This is a genomic window from Catellatospora methionotrophica (assembly GCF_011297335.1).
Taxonomy (GTDB): Bacteria; Actinomycetota; Actinomycetes; order Mycobacteriales; family Micromonosporaceae; genus Catellatospora; species Catellatospora methionotrophica.
In genome coordinates, this window is sequence record NZ_JAAOTJ010000001.1 from 1,467,475 (window position 1) to 1,483,031 (window position 15,557).

Consider the following 15,557-nt stretch of genomic DNA (forward strand, 5'->3'; position numbering starts at 1 on the left):
CGCGTCCGGTCGAACCGGGCCCCTCCCGGTCGCGCTTTGTTACCGCTCACATGCATATCCCACTATGCATAGCCCGACAAGGAGCAGCAGATGCTCGGCAGCACCCCGTCCCCCCGCCAGTCCACCCGCGCCCTCGCCGCCGTCGCGGCCGTCCTGCTCGCGCTGCTGTCCGGCCTGACCGGCGCACGCCCTGCCGCCGCGGCCACGGTCACCCGGTACGTCCTGACCGCGTTCACCAACAGCAGCGAGAGCAACCTGTACGTCTACACCTCGACCAACGCGCGCGACTTCACCCTGCTGCGCGGCCCCGCGTACACCCCGCCGTCGGGCCTGATCCGCGACCCCAGCGTGCTCAAGCACAGCGACGGGCGCTACTACGTCGTCTACACCACCAACTGGACCGGCACCGAGTTCGGCATCGCGTCCAGCACCGACCTGATCACCTGGAGCTTCGTCCGCAACGTGCCGGTCGGCATCTCCGGCATCGTCAACACCTGGGCCCCGGAATGGTTCGTCGACCCCGCCGACGGCAGCGTCAACGTCATCGTCTCCCTGAGCACCACCTCGTACGCCAACTTCCGCCCGTACCGCTTCCGGGCCCTGAACGCGGCGTTCTCGTCGTGGGCGGCGCCGGTCGCGCTGTCGGGCATCGCCCCGAACTACATCGACACCTTCGTCGTACGCTCCGGCAGCACGTACCACGCGTTCGCCAAGAACGAGACCACCAAGTACATCGAGCACGCCACGGCGTCCTCGCTCAACGGCCCGTGGACGTTCACCGGCACCGGCAACTGGGCCGGCTGGGGCTCCGGCGTCGAGGGACCCGCCCTGGTCCGGCAGACCGACGGCAGCTGGCGGATCTACATGGACGGCTACACCTCCGGCCACTACTACACCGCGACCAGCACCGACCTGAACACGTGGTCGGCCCGCTCGGACGTGCCCGGCGGCCTGAGCGGCTTCATCCGGCACGGCACCGTCCTGTCCGAGACGATCACCACCGGTGACACGTTCACCTCCACCGCCGTCGCCCAGCACAGCGCCAAGTGCCTCGACGTACCCAACGGCTCCACCGCCACCGGCACCCAACTGCGCCAGTGGACCTGCAACGGCCAGGCCCCCCAGTCGTTCCGTTTCACCCCCGTCGGCACCGACACCTTCACGATCACCAACACCGCCAACGGCCTCTGCCTAGACGTCAACGGCGTCTCCACCGCCAACGGCGCGGCGATCATCCAGTGGACCTGCACCGGCACCACCAACCAGCAGTTCACCCTCCGCCCGTCCAGCACCGGCGTCTACCAACTGGTCGCCGTGCACAGCGGCAAATGCGTGGACATCACCAGCGCCGCCACCACCGACGGCGCCCTAGCCATCCAATGGACCTGCGGCACCGGCCCCAACCAACGCTGGCGCCTCACCCGCTAACCCACCCCACCCCACCCCACCCCCGGCCCGCGCCGCACCGCACCGCCCCGCACCCCGTTTTCCATAGACGCTGGCCTATTACATCGAGTTTTCGTAGATCAAACTCGATGTAATAGGCCAGCGTCGATTAAAAGCGCGGGCCCGCCCCCAGCGAGCCCGCGCCCCCGGTCACTCCGTCGCGATGGCGGCCAGGATGTCGGCGCGGGCCGCGCGGCGGGCGGGCCAGAGCGCGGCCAGCACCCCGACCAGTCCCATCCCCAGCAACGCCACCCCGGCCGTCAGCCACGGCACCGACATCCCGAACACCGGATTGGCCAGGATCACGTACTGCATCACCCCGCCCAGCAGCACCCCGACCCCGATCCCCAGCACCCCGCCGTACAGCGAGATCACCACGCTCTCCCGGCGCACCGTCTGCCGCACCAGCGCCCGCGACGCCCCCAGCGCCCGGAACACCCCCAGCTCCCGCGTCCGCTCCAGCACCGACAGCGCCAGCGTGTTCACCACCCCGAACACCGCGATCACCACCGCCGCCCCGAGCAGCACATAAACCAGACCCAACACCAGCTGGTACGGCTCCAGCAGGTCATCGAGCAGCTGCTCCCGATCCTGCACCAGCACGTCGGGCCGCGACGCGAACGCCCGCTCCAGCGCGCCCCGCAGCACCGACGCGTCGGCTCCGACCGCGTACATGCTGTCGCCGTACCGGTAGACCCCCGACGGCACCAGCGCGTCGTCGACGAGCTGGCCCCGCAGCAGGTCACTCCCCTCGTGCAGCCCGACCACCGTCACCGGCACCTCGACCGTCGCAGGGCTGTCGCCCTCGACCGGGAACCGCAGCCGGACCTGGTCACCGGTCTTCACTCCCAGCTCCGTGCCGACCCGCTGCGCCAGCATGACGCCACGGCGCAGATCGGAGCCGCCCGACGTGATCCGGGGCCGGATCGCCGAGCCGACCGCGGCCGGGTCGAGGCTGGTGAACTCGGTGTCCGACGACCTGCCGTTCGCCGCGACGACCTCGACCCCGCCGGAGCGCGGCGCGGCCAGCGCGGTGACCTCGGGCACGGCCCGCGCGGCGGCGCCGGCCGTGTCGTCGAGCGTGCCGAACGCCGCGGCCCGCAGCACCACCGCGTTCTCGGGCACCGCCGAGCTGATCTGCGCGGTGGTCTCGGTGCTCAGCGTCTGCCCCACGGTCGAGAAGGCGCACACCAGCGACAGCCCGATCATCAGCGCGGACGATGTGGCGGCGGTGCGGCGCGGGTCGCGGACCGCGTTGCGCAGGGCGATCCGGGTGACCGGGCGCGGTTTGCGCAGCAGCCGGGTCAGCGGGGCGAGCACCGCCGACACCAGGATCGGCGCGGTGAGCAGCACCCCGAACCAGGCGAGCACGGCCCCGGCCATGGCCAGGATGCGCTTGGGTTCGGTCAGGTCCTCCGGTGAGGTGACCGCGACCATGGCCGCGCCTGCCCCGATGGCCAGCAGCCCGACCACGGTACGCAGCACCAGCGAGCGCCGCGGCACGGTGGCGTCGGTGCGCAGCGCCGCCATCGGCGAGACCCGGGCGGCGCGCCGCGCCGACCCGTACGCCGCGACGATCGTCACGATGACGCCGACCGCGTAGCCGAGCAGCACCGCCCACGGCGACACCACGTACGCGACCTCCCCGACGACCGGTAGCAGCCGCATCGCCAGCAGTCCGAGCCCGACGCCCATCGCCACGCCGAGCGTGGAGCCGACCAGGCCCAGCACGACGGCCTCGGTGAGCACGGCCCGGCGCACCTGCGCCCGGCGCGCGCCGACGGCCCGCAGCAGCGCGAACTGCCGGGTGCGCTGGGTGACCAGCATGGTGAAGGTGTTCGCGATGACGAACACGCCCGCCAGCAGCGCGACGGCGGCGAACGCCAGCAGCGCCTTGCGGATCACGTCGCCGTCGCTCCGGGCGTTCTCGGCCTGCTTCTCGCGCAGGTCACTGCCCGACTCGACCCGGAAGCCCGCGCCCAGGGCGGCCGTGGCCGCGGCGACGACGGCCCGCTCGTCGGCACCGGACAGCTCGATCCGCGCGAACCCGGTGACCGCCGTCGGCGGCAGGTCCCGGTCGCGCAGCAGCCGGGTGGCCGTGTCGGCGTCGAAGGCCACCGCCGGGTCGAACTCCCAGCCCGTGGCGCGGTAGGTGAACACGCCGACGACGGTCGCCGTGTCGGAGCGGTCTCCGCCGAGCAGCACCCGCGCGGGGTCCCCGACCGTCAGCCCGGCCTCGGCGGCGGCCTGCGCCTCCAGCGCGATCTCCCCGGTCCGCTGCGGCCCCCGGCCCGACGTGAGCGCGAAGCGCTGCGAGTCGTCCCAGTCGGTGCCCGCGGTCTCCGCGAAGGACGTGGTGCCGATCTTGCCACTGGTGCCGATCAGGGCCGCGTATCCCTCGCGTACGCCCTCGGCCCGGGTCACCCCCGGCAGCGCCGCCAGCCGGGCGACGACTTCGACGGGGATCTCCCTGTCGGTCGTGGTCTTCGGCCGCGACTCCACGACCGCGGCCAGGTCGGTGCGGTAGGAGCCGCTGCTCACGGTGGCCGCGGCGGAGTCCGACACGACCCAGGTGGCGACCACGAAGGCCACCCCGAGCACGATCGCGGCCAGGGTCATCGCGACCCGGCCCAGGTGCGCGCGCAGGTCGCGCAGCATCGCCCGCAGCATCAGGCACCCACTCCGACGGTGCGGGTGCCACGCGCCGCCGACTCCAGGGAGCGGATCCGGTCGAGCACCCGGTCGGCGGACGGTTCCCGCAGCTCGTCGACGATCTTCCCGTCGGCCAGGAACAGCACCCGGTCGGCGTACGAGGCGGCGACCGGGTCGTGGGTGACCATCACCACGGTCTGGGCCAGCTCGTCGACGCTGCGGCGCAGGAAGCCCAGCACCTCCGCCCCGGCCCGCGAGTCCAGCGCGCCGGTCGGCTCGTCGGCGAAGACCACGTCCGGGCGGCTGATCAGCGCGCGGGCGCAGGCCACCCGCTGCTGCTGGCCGCCGGACAGTTGGGCGGGGCGGTGGTGCAGCCGGTTACGCAGCCCGACCGCGTCGATCACGGTGTCGGCGAAGGACTGGTCGGGGCGGCGGCCCGCGAGGTCGAGCGGCAGGGTGATGTTCTCCCAGGCGGTCAGGGTCGGCAGCAGGTTGAACGCCTGGAACACGAAACCCATGCGGTCGCGGCGCAGCGCGGTCAGCGCGTCGTCGCGCAGGCCGCTCAGCTCGACCCGCCCGGCGTCGCCGTGCCGGGAGCCGTCCAGCCACACCCGCCCGGCGGTCGGGGTGTCCAGGCCTGCCAGGCAGTGCATCAGGGTGGACTTGCCGGACCCGGACGGGCCCATGATCGCGGTGAGCTCGCCGCGGCCGAAGGCCACCGTCACCGCGTCCAGCGCGGTCACCAGCGCGTCGCCCGACCCGTACCGTTTGGTCAGGTCTTCCGCGCTCACCGCGGCGTCGAAGTTCGTCATGGCGCACACGCTGCCGCGCCCTGGCGGCCGTGCACTCGGGCATGAGTAGATCAAGACCCGCTACTTAAGTCGCAGACGGCACGGACGGAAGTAGTGGCCGTCCCCGCCGTACACCTGCCTAAGCTCGTCACCGACACGGCCGCGAAAGGGAGGTGGAACGGTGGAGCAGAGCGTGGCGCGGGTGCCCGGCCTGCCGTCGTGGCTGCAGCCGTCGAGCTGGCTGCGCCGGGTGGGGCACTGGCTGTACCCGTTCGCCCTGGGCGGCACGGTGACGATCTTCTCCCTGGCCACCCCGCAGCGGCCGCCGATCTTCATGTTCGAGGGCCTGCCGGGCGAGCCGCCCTGGGCGCTGACCGCGCTGATGATGCTGGTCGCGGGCCTCAGCGCGGCGCTGATCCGCCGGTCGCGCTGGCCGCTGTTCGTCGTCTCGCTGGTGAGCTGGCTCTCCCTGAGCATGATGGCCGCACTGTTCGTCGCCTCCTACTACGCCGGGGCCGGACGTCCCGGCCACCCGCAGGCGCCGGGCCGGGCCTGGCCGTACTTCTTCGTCGCGACCGCCCTGGTCGGGCTGCCGGTCGGCTGGAGCGCGGTGCACAGCGACCTGCTCTACGAGGGCATGACCGGCGGCGTCATCTTCGGCGGCGCGATGACCGGCTCGTTCTGGGTCGGCATGACCGTCGGGCTGCCGTTCCTCTTCGGGCTGTGGGTGCGGGCCCGCCGTCAGGTCCTGGAGCAGCTGCGGGACCGGGCCGAGCGGCTCGAGCGCGAGCAGCACGAGCGCGCCGAGCGGGCCCGCTCCGACGAGCGGCGACGGATCGCCCGCGAGATGCACGACGTCGTCGCGCACCGGGTGGCGCTGATGGTGCTGCACGCCGGTGCGCTGGAGGTCAGCACCGCCGACCCGCGCACCGCCGAGGAGGCGGGCCTGATCCGCACCACCGGCCGGGAGGCGATGCAGGAGCTGCGCGAGGTGCTGGGCATGCTGCGGGCGCCGGACACGGCCGACGGCACGGTGCCCGATCTCACCCCGCAGCCGACACTGGCCGACCTGGACCGGCTGCTGGACGCCAGCCGCGCGGCCGGGCTGCCGGTGCGCCGCGTCGACCGGGGACAGCTGCCGGAGGTGTCGCTGTCCGCGCAGCGCACCGCGTACCGGGTGGTGCAGGAGGCGCTGACCAACGTGGCCAAGCACGCCGGGGCCGCGCCGACCACGGTCACCCTGCACCACGAGCCGCACGGGCTGGTCGTCGCGGTCGAGAACGCGCCGCCGCCGCACCCGGTGCCACCGGTGCCCGACAGTGGACTCGGCCTGGTCGGGCTCGCCGAGCGGGTCGCCCTGGCCGGCGGAACGGTGCACGCCCGGCCCCGGCTCGACGGCGGTTTCACGCTGCACGCCCGTATCCCCGCCGAACCGCCCGCGACGGTGCCCGCGTGATCCGGGTGCTGGTGGTCGACGACGAGGCGCTGGTGCGCTCCGGGCTGCGGATGATCCTGGAGGCGGCCGGGGACATCGCCGTGGTCGCCGAGGCCCGCGACGGGGCCGAGGCGGTGGAGGCCGCCCGGCGGCACCGGCCCGAGGTCGTGCTGATGGACGTACGCATGCCGGGCACCGACGGGCTGACCGGCGCAGCCGCGGTCGCCCGGCTGCCGGAGCCGCCCCGCGTGATCATGCTGACCACGTTCGACCAGGACGAGTACGTGCACGCCGCGCTGCGCGCCGGAGCGGTCGGCTTCCTGCTCAAGGACACCCCGCCGCGCGACCTGGCCGAGGCGGTGCGCACCGTCGCGGCGGGCAACGCGATGCTCGCTCCGACGGTCACCCGCCGCCTGATCAGCTCGTTCGCCGAGCGCGGCCCGTCGGTCGCCGACCAGGCCCGCGCCCGCCTGGCGGTGCTGACCGACCGCGAGCGCGAGGTCGTCCGCGCGGTCGCCCGCGGCCTGGCCAACGCCGACATCGCCCGCGAGCTGGACATGGCCGAGGCGACCGTGAAGGCGCACGTCAGCCGGGCCCTGGCCAAGCTCGGCCTGACCAACCGGGTGCAGGCGGCGATCCTGGTCCACGACGCCCGGCTCGGCGACACCCCGGCGGCCTGATACGGCGGCGGGCCGGCCTCCCGAAGGAGACCGGCCCGCGTACCCGCTGAGGTCAGTTCTTGTTCTGGTCGCGGTCCTCGTCCCGGCCGCGCAGCGCGTCGCGCACGTCGTCGGCCGCCATACCGGCCTTGGCCTTCGCCTGCTCGGCGACGCCCTCGGCCTGCAGGCTGTGGTTGTCGGTCGCGTCGCCGACATGCTCCTTGGCCTTGCCCGCGATGTCCTGGAGGTGGTGCTTGGCAGAATCGACGGTACCCATCGGAACATCCCTTCGTAGCTGGTCGTGCCCCACTGACCTGCCCCGCGGACGGCGACGGCAAACCTGCGGAGACCGCGACCACACCGGAGCATGCCCGCCGCCGGGTGACGTACGCGACTACGGGAAGTAACAACGGCTCACTCATGTTCGTCGTTGGTGCGGTGTAGACATGACACCGGCAGCGAACGCGGGGGTGGATCATGACGGTGGCACAGCTGGCGCTCGGCGGCGCGCTGGCCGGGGCGTACGTCCTGCTGCTGGCCCTGCGCAGGCGTGCCGCACAGCGGCAGTCTCCGCCTCCCGCGCGGGCCTTCATCCGCACCGCCGCGCGTCCCGTCCGGGTGCTGCGCACCGGGCTGCGCCGCCACACCGACCGGGTGCCCCGTCGCCTGCGGCGGCGGCTGCCCAAGCGCCCCGCCAACCGCAACGCCCTCGTCTGAACCGGGCCTGTCCCATCGACGTCCGCCGTGCCAGGGTGGGGCGATGAGACGGTTCGGGTTCGCGCTGCTGCTCCTGCTGGCCTCGTGTACGCCCACGGCCCCGGCCCCGCCGAGCACCGCCTCGCGGCAGTCCACGGCCGAGGCCGACGCGACGCTGGCCAGCCTGCGCCGCGTCGACGACCTGCCGCTCTACGAGATGACCTACACCGGTGACTACGACGTCTCGGCGCCCGGCCCGTCGCCGACGGCCACGGCGCCGTTCGGCTGCTCGCTGTTCGCCGCGCTCGGCGACCCGGATCACCCGCTGTTCGGGCGCAACTTCGACTGGGACCCGAACCCGGCGCTGGTGCTGCGGACCGATCCGCCGGACGGGTACGCCTCGATCTCGCTGGTCGACCTGCGTTACCTGGGGCTGACCGCCGCCGACGACCCGGCCGGTGACCGACGCCTGCTCGACGCGCCGCTGCTGCCGTTCGACGGGCTGAACGAGCGCGGGCTGGCCGTGGGCATGGCCGCCGACGAGGGGGCGTCGGCCACCCACGACCCGGCCAAGCCGACCGTGGGCAGCGTACGCATCCTGCGCCTGGTGCTTGACGCCGCCGCCACGGTCGACGAGGCGCTGGCGATGTTCGACCGGTACAACATCGACTTCGTCGGCGGACCGCCGCTGCACTACCTGCTCGCGGACGCCTCCGGCACGTCGGCGCTGGTCGAGTTCGCCGACGGCCGCCGCCAGGTCGAACGCGGCACCGGCCGGTGGCAGGCGCTGACCAACGTCCCGCTGATCGGCGTCGGCGAGCACGAACGGCGGCAGGACACGCGCTACCGCGTGCTGGCCGACACCCTCGGCCGCACCGGCGGCACGGTCACCGAGATCGACGCGATGAGCCTGCTGCGCGCGGTGGCCCAGCCGATCACCCGCTGGTCGGCGACGTACGACCTGGGCACCGGGCAGTTGCGGGTGGTGACCGCCCGCCGGTGGCAGACGGTGCACGCGTTCCGCCTGGCGGTGAGCTGACCGGCGGCACCGCCGGTCGGCCTCACCAGGCGTCCCTACCGTTCGGAACGATCAGATGATCTCCCGGACCTCCTGGGCACAGCGGCAGGCGGCGGCGATCTTGGCCGCCCATGGCAGCGCCTCCTCGCGCGAGGCCACCTCGACGACCACGAGCCCGCCGACGACCTCCTTGGTCTCCGGGAACGGACCGTCGGTGACCACCCCGTCCGTGGACACGATGCTGGCCCGCTGCCTGTTCAGCCCGCCGCCGAACACCCAGACGCCCGCGTCGGCTGCCTCCTGGCACACCGCGTTCGCGGCCCTGCCCACCTCGGGCAGGTCTTCAGCGGAGATGTGGTCCATCGCGCCGTCGTCGAATGAGATCAAGTACCGCGGCATGCCGTCACTCCCTCTTCCTGGCGGCCCCTGCGGCCGCCACGTCACGTCTACTACGAACGGCCCGCCTCCGATCCGACACCATGCCAGAAATTCTTTCCGGCGACTCAGTCCTGGGACGCCCTCGGGCGCGGGATGGGCCGCAGGAACGGCTGGCGCTGGTTGCGCAGCACCTCGGGCACCAGCCAGGTCGCGCCGCTGGCCAACACGGTCAGCATCAGCGGCACGGTCAGGTACGGCACGCCCGACAGCAGCACCACCAGCCCGCCCGCGACCAGGTAGGCGACGATCGCGCCGAACCGCCGCTGCCGGGCCTCCCGGCGCTCACCGCGCTCGGCGATCCACCACTGCGGGGGGTCGGCCCGCCGCCGCCGGATCTCGCCCTGCACGGCGCGATTGGCCGCCTCCCACACGTTGCGGCGGTAGTCGTAGTCCTCGGCGGCGAAGTCGTCGGGGAAGTGCCTGCGCAACACGACGAGCCGGAGGTACAGCGTCTCGTCGGGCACCTGGCGCAGATCATGGAGCGGCAAGCCGGACATGTCCGATACCTCCCATTCGGGGATCGGCCCTGACGCTACCTGCCTGCTCACCAGCCCGATATCACCCGACGGGCGGACCTCAGCGGTAGATCGTCTCCTCGTAGCCCGGCCCGTAGTAGGCCTCCAGCTCCTCGATGGACTTCCGCGAGCCCTCGAAGGTCCGCGCGAGCTGCGGCCGCGACGGGGCCGACTGCGGATCCCATCCCTCGTGCTTCCACAGCGCCGAGCGCAGGAACGACTTCGAACAGTGGTGGAACACCTCCTCGATCGACACGATCACGGCCAGTTGCGGCCGGTGGCCCTTGACCACCATGTCGTCGAAGAACGGCGCGTCCGACACCAGCTCCGCGCGGCCGTTGATCCGCAGCGTGTCGGTGCGGCCCGGGATCACGTACAGCAGGCCGATGTGCGGGTTGGCCAGGATGTTGAAGAAGCCGTCGGCCCGCCGGTTGCCCGGCCGCTCCGGGATCGCGATCGTGGTGTCGTCCAGCACCATGGTGAAACCCGCCGGGTCGCCCTTGGGCGACACGTCGCAGCTCCCGTCCGCGTGCGCGGTCGCGACCAGGCAGAACGGCGACGCGGCCAGCCACGCCCGGTCGAACTCGTGCAGGCGGGTGCGCGTCTTGGCGACGGCGGCCGCGTGGGGCTCGCCCAGCAGCGCGCGCAACTGCTCCGGCGTGGTGATCCGATGCGGACTCGCGCTCATGGCCAGGCCTCCCTCTCGCCGTTCCTGGCCGGGAGCCTACTCGCGCGGCCACCGGCGCGGACTCCCGCGCGGACGGCCACGGCAGCCGTTCCTGTCACGAAACGGCGGAACTGTCACACAACTGTCACAGTACCGCCGGATGATCGCCGTACCAGCGGGTAAGGCTCGGGTTCCATTCCCGGAGGTGACGGTGGACGACGTGGTCCCGGCCGGTGCGACGCAGGTCGTGCCGCTGGTCGAAGTGCAGGTTCGCGGCGATCTGGACGTACGGTCCGCGCCCCGTGTGAACGACGTGCTGGAGGAGGCCCTGGCGCTGCACCCGCGCCAGCTCGTCATCGACCTGGCCGACTGCGAGCTGATCGACGCGGCCGGCATCCTGCTGCTGCTGGACACCCACCGCCGCGCCATGCGCGAGGGCGGCACCGTCGCCCTGCGCTCGCCGTCCGCGCGGGCACGGCGCAACCTCAAACTGGCCCGCGTCGACCGGGTGCTGCAGGTGCTCACCCCCGAAGCCGAACCACTACGGGTGACGCCGTGAGCCGCGGGCGACGGTACGGCCTGGTCGTGGCCACGGACCGCCTGCCCGCAGCCGATCCCGACGACAGCCGCGACCACGTCGACGCCGCGCTCGCCGCGCTGCGGCCGCTGGTCGCGAACAGGTCCGGGGCCTGGGCTCCGGCCGGGGGCGAGGGCCCCGGCGACGGCGTGCTCGGCGTACGGTCGCCCGCCCGGGCGGGGGCCGCCGCACTCGGTGCGAGCCTGCTCCGGTCCCTGTGCCACCACCAGCCCGCGGACTTCCCGAGCAACTGGTTCGACGGCTACCTCACGGTCAACCGCCGGGTCGCCGCCGCCGTGACCGCGTCGGCGTCGGCCTCGGCGACGGTGTGGACCCACGGCCACCAGCTCCAGCTGCTGCCGCGCCTGCTCCGCCGGATGCGCCCGGACCTGGCTGTCGTGACGCACCTGCACAGCACGTTCCCGCCCGCGGAGTCGTTCGCCCGGCTGCCCGAGCACCGGGCGCTACTGTCCGGCCTGCTCGGCGCGGACGTGATCGCACTGCCGCACCAGCGCGCGGTCGACAACCTGCTCGACCTCGCCGAACGGGTGCACGGCCTGCCGGTGCGGCAGGGCCGTATCACGCTCGGCCACCGGGGCGTACGCGTCATCGCGTACCCGCTGCCCGCCGACACCGGCGGGGCCCGGCGGCTCGCCCGGCTGCCCGCGGTCCGCGCGGCGGGCGGGCGCATCCGCGACGCGATGCGGGTGACCGGGACCGTGCTGCTCTCGGTGGCCGGGTGGGACCCCGCCGACGCCGTCGAGCAGCGGCTGCACGCCTTCGAGCGGTTCCTCGCCGAGCACCGCCCCGCCCCGGGCGAGGTGGCGCTGCTACACGTGGCCTGCGGCGATCCGCGTACCCCGGCCGAGGACGCGCAGCGCCAGCGCGTCGACCGGCTCATCGCGAAGATCAACGGTACGCATGCCAGCGTCGGGCAGGCGGTCGTGCACTACGTACGCGCCGAGCCTGACCGCCGCGACCTCGCCGCGCTGTATCTGGCCTGCGAAGGGATGCTCGTCACACCGACCCACCACGGCACCGTCACCACCGCGCACGAGTTCATCGCCGCACGCGGCGACCTCGGCGCGACGGTCGTGGTCAGCGAGCTGACCAGCCGGGCCGCCGAGCTGCCGGGTGCGATCGCGGTCAACCCGCACGACCCGGGCGCGTTCGCCGACGCGATCGCGCAGGCCACGGGCCGTTTCGGCCCCGCACCGCGGGCCCACACCGCAGCCGCCGCGACCGCACTCGACGGCTGGGCCGAGCACCTGCTCACCACCGCCCGGCCGCCCGGCTCGCTCGTGCCCGTGGTGCTGGAACGCCGCGCCCGGCCGCTGTCCGGCGGCGCCCGTGCCCGGCACACCCGGCCCGGCGGGTACGAGGTCGGCGGGCCGCCACTGGCCGCGCGGCGGGTTGTTGGGCGATGATGCGGCGATGGTTGCCGTACTGGTCATCGAAGACGACGACCGCATCCGCCTGTCCCTGACGCTGGCCCTGGAGGACGAGGGCTACACCGTCTCCGCTGCCGCCACGGCCGAGGAGGGGCTGGTCCGCCAGCGCCGCGAGCCCGCCGACACCGTGCTGGTGGACCTGATGCTGCCCGGCATCGACGGCTTCGAGTGCATCCGGGAGCTGCGCCGCGCCGACGACGTGCCGATCGTGGTGGTCAGCGCCCGCGACGACACGCACGACATCGTCGCCGCGCTGGAGGCCGGGGCCGACGACTACGTCGTGAAGCCGATCGCGGTCAAGGAACTCACCGCCCGGCTGCGCGCCCTGCGGCGGCGGGCCCGCGCGGCCACCGCCGCCGGTCCGCGCACCTCCGTGGTCGGCGACCTGGAGATCCGCCCGCAGGCCGGTGAGGTGCTGCTGCGCGGCAGCCAGCTCGCGCTGACCCGCACCGAGTTCCGGCTGCTGTGCGAACTGGCCGAGCACGCCGGACAGGTGCTGTCCCGCCAGCAGCTGCTGGAGCGGGTGTGGGAGTACGACTTCGGCGACGAGCGCCTGGTCGACGTGCACATCGGGCGGCTGCGCCAGAAGGTCGAGGACGACCCCGGCACACCCGCCCGGCTGGTGACCGTGCGCGGCCTCGGCTACAAACTCCAGAGATGATCCGCAAACCGGGGCTGCGGGCGCGGGTGACGGCGGGTTTCGCCTTCGCCGCGCTCGGCGTGTCCACGGTCATGGGCGCGCTGTCCTACCAGCTCACCGAACGCTTCCTGCTGGCCCAGCGGGAGGACTCGGCGATCCGCGCGGTGGAGCTGGACGCCGCGGTCGTCGTGTCCGGCCTCGACACCGAGGACCCCGACGCGCTGACCGCGCTCAGCACCCTCAACACCGGCACCGACCGGCGCGTGTTCCTGCGCCGCGAGGCGCGCTGGTTCTCCGCCCAGGTAGACACCGCCAACACCGCCGACGAGATCCCGAAAGCCCTGGTGGCCCAGGTCGACCGGGGCGTGCCCGGCATCCAGCGGGTACGCGTCGACGGCGTGCCCGCCATGGTCATCGCGGTGCCGCTGAGCGACGGGACGGCCCTCTACGAGGTCGACTTCATGCGCGAACTGGACCGGTCCCTGAAGGTGCTCGCCCTGGTGCTGACCCTGGTGGCCGTCGGGACCACCGGGGCCGGGGCGGTGGTGGGCTCGTACGCGGCCCGGCGCGTGCTGCGCCCGCTGACCTCGGTCGCCAACGCCGCCAGCGAGATCGCCGCCGGTGACCACAGCGCCCGCCTCGACCCCGCCGCCGAACCCGAGCTGGCCCGGCTGACCACCTCGTTCAACCTGATGGTCGACCAGCTCTCCCGGCGCATGGAACGGGACCGGCGCTTCGCCGCCGACGTCAGCCACGAGCTGCGCTCACCCCTGCAGACCCTGTCGGCGGCCGCGAGCGTCCTGGCCCGCCGCCGCGCCCACCTCGACCCGCGGACGGCGATGGCCGCCGCGCTGCTCACCGAGGAGGTCGAGCGATTCCAGGCGCTGGTCACCGACCTGATCGAGCTGTCGCGCAGCGACCAGGCCGCCGACCGCAGCTCGGTCGACGTGCCCGCGCTGGTGCGCCGGGTGTGCCGGGCCCGCGGCCTGGGCGTGAACCTGGTGTCGGTGGCCCCGGGCAGCGACGCGATCTGGCAGGTGGACCGGCGGCGCTTCGAGCAGATCCTGGTCAATCTCGTCGACAACGCGCAGAGCCACGGCGGCGGCGCGATCGCGGTGCGCCTCGGGGGCCGCCGTATGATCGGGTACTACGTCGAGGTCGACGACGAGGGCCCCGGTGTCAGCCTCGCCGACCGCGAGTCGATCTTCGACCGGTTCGTGCGCGGGCGCACCGCCGGAGCGCGCGGCGACAGCGAGGGCACCGGCCTCGGCCTGTCCCTGGTCGCCCAGCACGTGCAGGCCCACGGCGGCCGCGTACACGTCACCGACCGCCCCGGCGGCGGCGCCCGCTTCCGCATCGACCTGCCGAGAGTTTCCTCATGATCCGCCGCTCGCTGGCGAAGATCGCTGTTTCGGGTCAGAACCCATGCTCCGACCGCACTTCCCGCCCTGAAACAGCGATCATGCCCCGGTGGCGGGCAGGGTTCTTCGCGCGGGGCTGCGTGCTGGCGGTCGTGGCGGGGGTGGTGGCGGGGTGTGGGGTGCCCGTTGAGGACAGTCCGCGCGCGGTCGACGTCGCCGCGCCGACCCGGGCCGCGACGGGTGCGCCGTCGGCTGCCGCGTCCGGCCCCGCCGCGGAGAGCCTGTACCTGGTCCGCGACGGTTCGCTGGTCGCCGTGCAGCGGCGGCTGCCCACCGAACCCGACCCGCAGCGGCTGCTCACCGACCTGCTCGCCGGGCCGACCGAAGCGGAGCAGGACCGGGGCATGAGCACCGCGCTCGGCGGCCGTGGCGTCGTCGCGTCGGTGCGGCTGCTCGAAGCCACCGCGTACGTCGAACTGCCCGAGGGCCTCGACGGGCGCAACGACGACGTGCTGGCCTTCGGCCAGATCGTGTGTACGCTGACCAGCCGTCCCGACATCCTCGGCGTGCTCTTCACCCGCCAGGGCGTACGCATCGGCGTGCCGCTGCCCGACGCCTCGCTGAGCCAGGAGCCGCTGCGGGCCGCCGACTACGCCGCGCTGATCGCCAACGGCTGACCACCGGAGCGAACTACGCTGCAGGAATGACCGAGTCCGTCGCGGTGGACGTCGACCGGCACTGCTACGGGCCGGTCGACGCCCCGATCACGCTCGTGGAGTACGGCGACTTCGAGTGCCCGTACTGCGGCGCGGCCGCGCCCGTGCTGCGCCGCCTCATCGACGACGGCGACGGCACGGTGCGGCTGATCTACCGGCACTTCCCGCTGTTCACCGTGCACCCGTTCGCGCTGACCGCGGCGCTGGCCGCCGAGGCGTCCGGTGAGCAGTTCTGGGAGATGCACGACCTGCTGTTCGCCCACCAGAGCCGGCTGACCGACCCTGACCTGGAGAACTACGCACAGATGCTCGGCGTCGGCTCGGTCACCGGCGAGGCCGTCCAGGAGTTCCGGCCCGCCGTGGAGACCGACTACCGCTCCGGAACCACCATGGGCGTACGCGGCACGCCGACCCTGTTCGCCGACGGCCGCCTCTACCAGGGCAAAGTCGAACTCGGCGCACTGCGCAGCGCCCTGGGCATGCGCCACTGACCGG

Annotated in this window: 17 protein-coding genes; 11 read left to right on the forward strand and 6 right to left on the reverse strand. The window is 73.4% G+C overall.

The annotated features are described in order from the left end of the window. Window positions 1–90 precede the first annotated feature (90 nt). On the forward strand, window positions 91–1,428 hold the full coding sequence (locus HAV40_RS06335; RefSeq protein ID WP_166379791.1) for an RICIN domain-containing protein: 1,338 nt from the start codon (window positions 91–93) through the stop codon (window positions 1,426–1,428). 168 nt (window positions 1,429–1,596) lie between these two features. Here the strand turns inward: HAV40_RS06335 and HAV40_RS06340 are convergent, their stop codons facing one another. Beyond that, entirely contained in the window at window positions 1,597–4,116 is a 2,520-nt protein-coding gene (locus HAV40_RS06340) for an ABC transporter permease (RefSeq protein ID WP_166379792.1), read from the reverse strand. Then, window positions 4,116–4,910, reverse strand: a complete 795-nt coding sequence (locus HAV40_RS06345) for an ABC transporter ATP-binding protein (protein ID WP_166379793.1) — start codon at window positions 4,908–4,910, stop codon at window positions 4,116–4,118. Before HAV40_RS06345 ends, HAV40_RS06340 begins: the two co-directional genes overlap by 1 nt. 160 nt (window positions 4,911–5,070) lie before the next feature. Between HAV40_RS06345 and HAV40_RS06350 the strand changes: the two genes are divergently transcribed. Beyond that, the gene (locus tag HAV40_RS06350) at window positions 5,071–6,345 is read left to right on the forward strand and encodes a sensor histidine kinase (protein WP_166379794.1); all 1,275 of its coding nucleotides are present in this window, start codon (window positions 5,071–5,073) and stop codon (window positions 6,343–6,345) included. Continuing rightward, the gene (locus HAV40_RS06355; protein ID WP_166379795.1) at window positions 6,342–7,004 is read left to right on the forward strand and encodes a response regulator; all 663 of its coding nucleotides are present in this window, start codon (window positions 6,342–6,344) and stop codon (window positions 7,002–7,004) included. The genes HAV40_RS06350 and HAV40_RS06355 overlap by 4 nt, the downstream gene beginning before the upstream one ends. A 52-nt stretch (window positions 7,005–7,056) precedes the next feature. Here HAV40_RS06355 and HAV40_RS06360 read toward each other — a convergent pair whose 3' ends face one another. After that, window positions 7,057–7,260 carry a CsbD family protein gene (locus tag HAV40_RS06360; protein ID WP_166379796.1) on the reverse strand — a complete coding sequence of 68 codons (204 nt, stop codon included), beginning with the start codon at window positions 7,258–7,260 and terminating at the stop codon, window positions 7,057–7,059. A gap of 200 nt (window positions 7,261–7,460) precedes the next feature. Here HAV40_RS06360 and HAV40_RS06365 point away from each other — a divergent pair, with 200 nt between their 5' ends. Further along, window positions 7,461–7,700 (forward strand): hypothetical protein, encoded by a 240-nt coding sequence (locus HAV40_RS06365; protein ID WP_166379797.1) that lies wholly within the window; start codon window positions 7,461–7,463, stop codon window positions 7,698–7,700. A 43-nt stretch (window positions 7,701–7,743) separates the two neighbouring features. Continuing rightward, entirely contained in the window at window positions 7,744–8,718 is a 975-nt protein-coding gene (locus HAV40_RS06370; protein ID WP_166379798.1) for a carcinine hydrolase/isopenicillin-N N-acyltransferase family protein, read from the forward strand. Window positions 8,719–8,769: 51 nt separating this feature from the next. Here the strand turns inward: HAV40_RS06370 and HAV40_RS06375 are convergent, their stop codons facing one another. The 3 genes from HAV40_RS06375 to HAV40_RS06385 form a co-directional block, all read right to left on the reverse strand. Next, the gene (locus HAV40_RS06375) at window positions 8,770–9,096 is read right to left on the reverse strand and encodes a YciI family protein (protein ID WP_166379799.1); all 327 of its coding nucleotides are present in this window, start codon (window positions 9,094–9,096) and stop codon (window positions 8,770–8,772) included. Between the two features lie 104 nt (window positions 9,097–9,200). Further along, window positions 9,201–9,632: a hypothetical protein gene (locus HAV40_RS06380; RefSeq protein WP_166379800.1), complete on the reverse strand. Its 432-nt coding sequence runs from the start codon at window positions 9,630–9,632 to the stop codon at window positions 9,201–9,203. Between the two features lie 79 nt (window positions 9,633–9,711). Next, window positions 9,712–10,338 carry a pyridoxamine 5'-phosphate oxidase family protein gene (locus HAV40_RS06385; RefSeq protein WP_166379801.1) on the reverse strand — a complete coding sequence of 209 codons (627 nt, stop codon included), beginning with the start codon at window positions 10,336–10,338 and terminating at the stop codon, window positions 9,712–9,714. 190 nt (window positions 10,339–10,528) lie between these two features. Here HAV40_RS06385 and HAV40_RS06390 point away from each other — a divergent pair, with 190 nt between their 5' ends. From HAV40_RS06390 to HAV40_RS06415, 6 genes are all read left to right on the forward strand, one after another. Further along, window positions 10,529–10,876, forward strand: coding sequence for an STAS domain-containing protein (locus HAV40_RS06390; protein ID WP_166379802.1), 348 nt, complete (start codon window positions 10,529–10,531; stop codon window positions 10,874–10,876). Beyond that, on the forward strand, window positions 10,873–12,321 hold the full coding sequence (locus HAV40_RS06395; RefSeq protein ID WP_166379803.1) for a trehalose-6-phosphate synthase: 1,449 nt from the start codon (window positions 10,873–10,875) through the stop codon (window positions 12,319–12,321). The genes HAV40_RS06390 and HAV40_RS06395 overlap by 4 nt, the downstream gene beginning before the upstream one ends. A 7-nt stretch (window positions 12,322–12,328) precedes the next feature. Then, on the forward strand, window positions 12,329–13,006 hold the full coding sequence (locus HAV40_RS06400; RefSeq protein ID WP_166379804.1) for a response regulator transcription factor: 678 nt from the start codon (window positions 12,329–12,331) through the stop codon (window positions 13,004–13,006). Further along, a complete protein-coding gene (locus tag HAV40_RS06405; RefSeq protein WP_409364975.1) occupies window positions 13,006–14,367 on the forward strand; it encodes a sensor histidine kinase in 1,362 nt (453 codons plus the stop codon). Before HAV40_RS06400 ends, HAV40_RS06405 begins: the two co-directional genes overlap by 1 nt. 80 nt (window positions 14,368–14,447) lie before the next feature. Beyond that, on the forward strand, window positions 14,448–15,023 hold the full coding sequence (locus HAV40_RS06410) for a GerMN domain-containing protein (protein WP_166379806.1): 576 nt from the start codon (window positions 14,448–14,450) through the stop codon (window positions 15,021–15,023). 26 nt (window positions 15,024–15,049) lie between these two features. Next, the gene (locus HAV40_RS06415; RefSeq protein ID WP_166379807.1) at window positions 15,050–15,553 is read left to right on the forward strand and encodes a DsbA family protein; all 504 of its coding nucleotides are present in this window, start codon (window positions 15,050–15,052) and stop codon (window positions 15,551–15,553) included. Window positions 15,554–15,557: the final 4 nt, after the last annotated feature.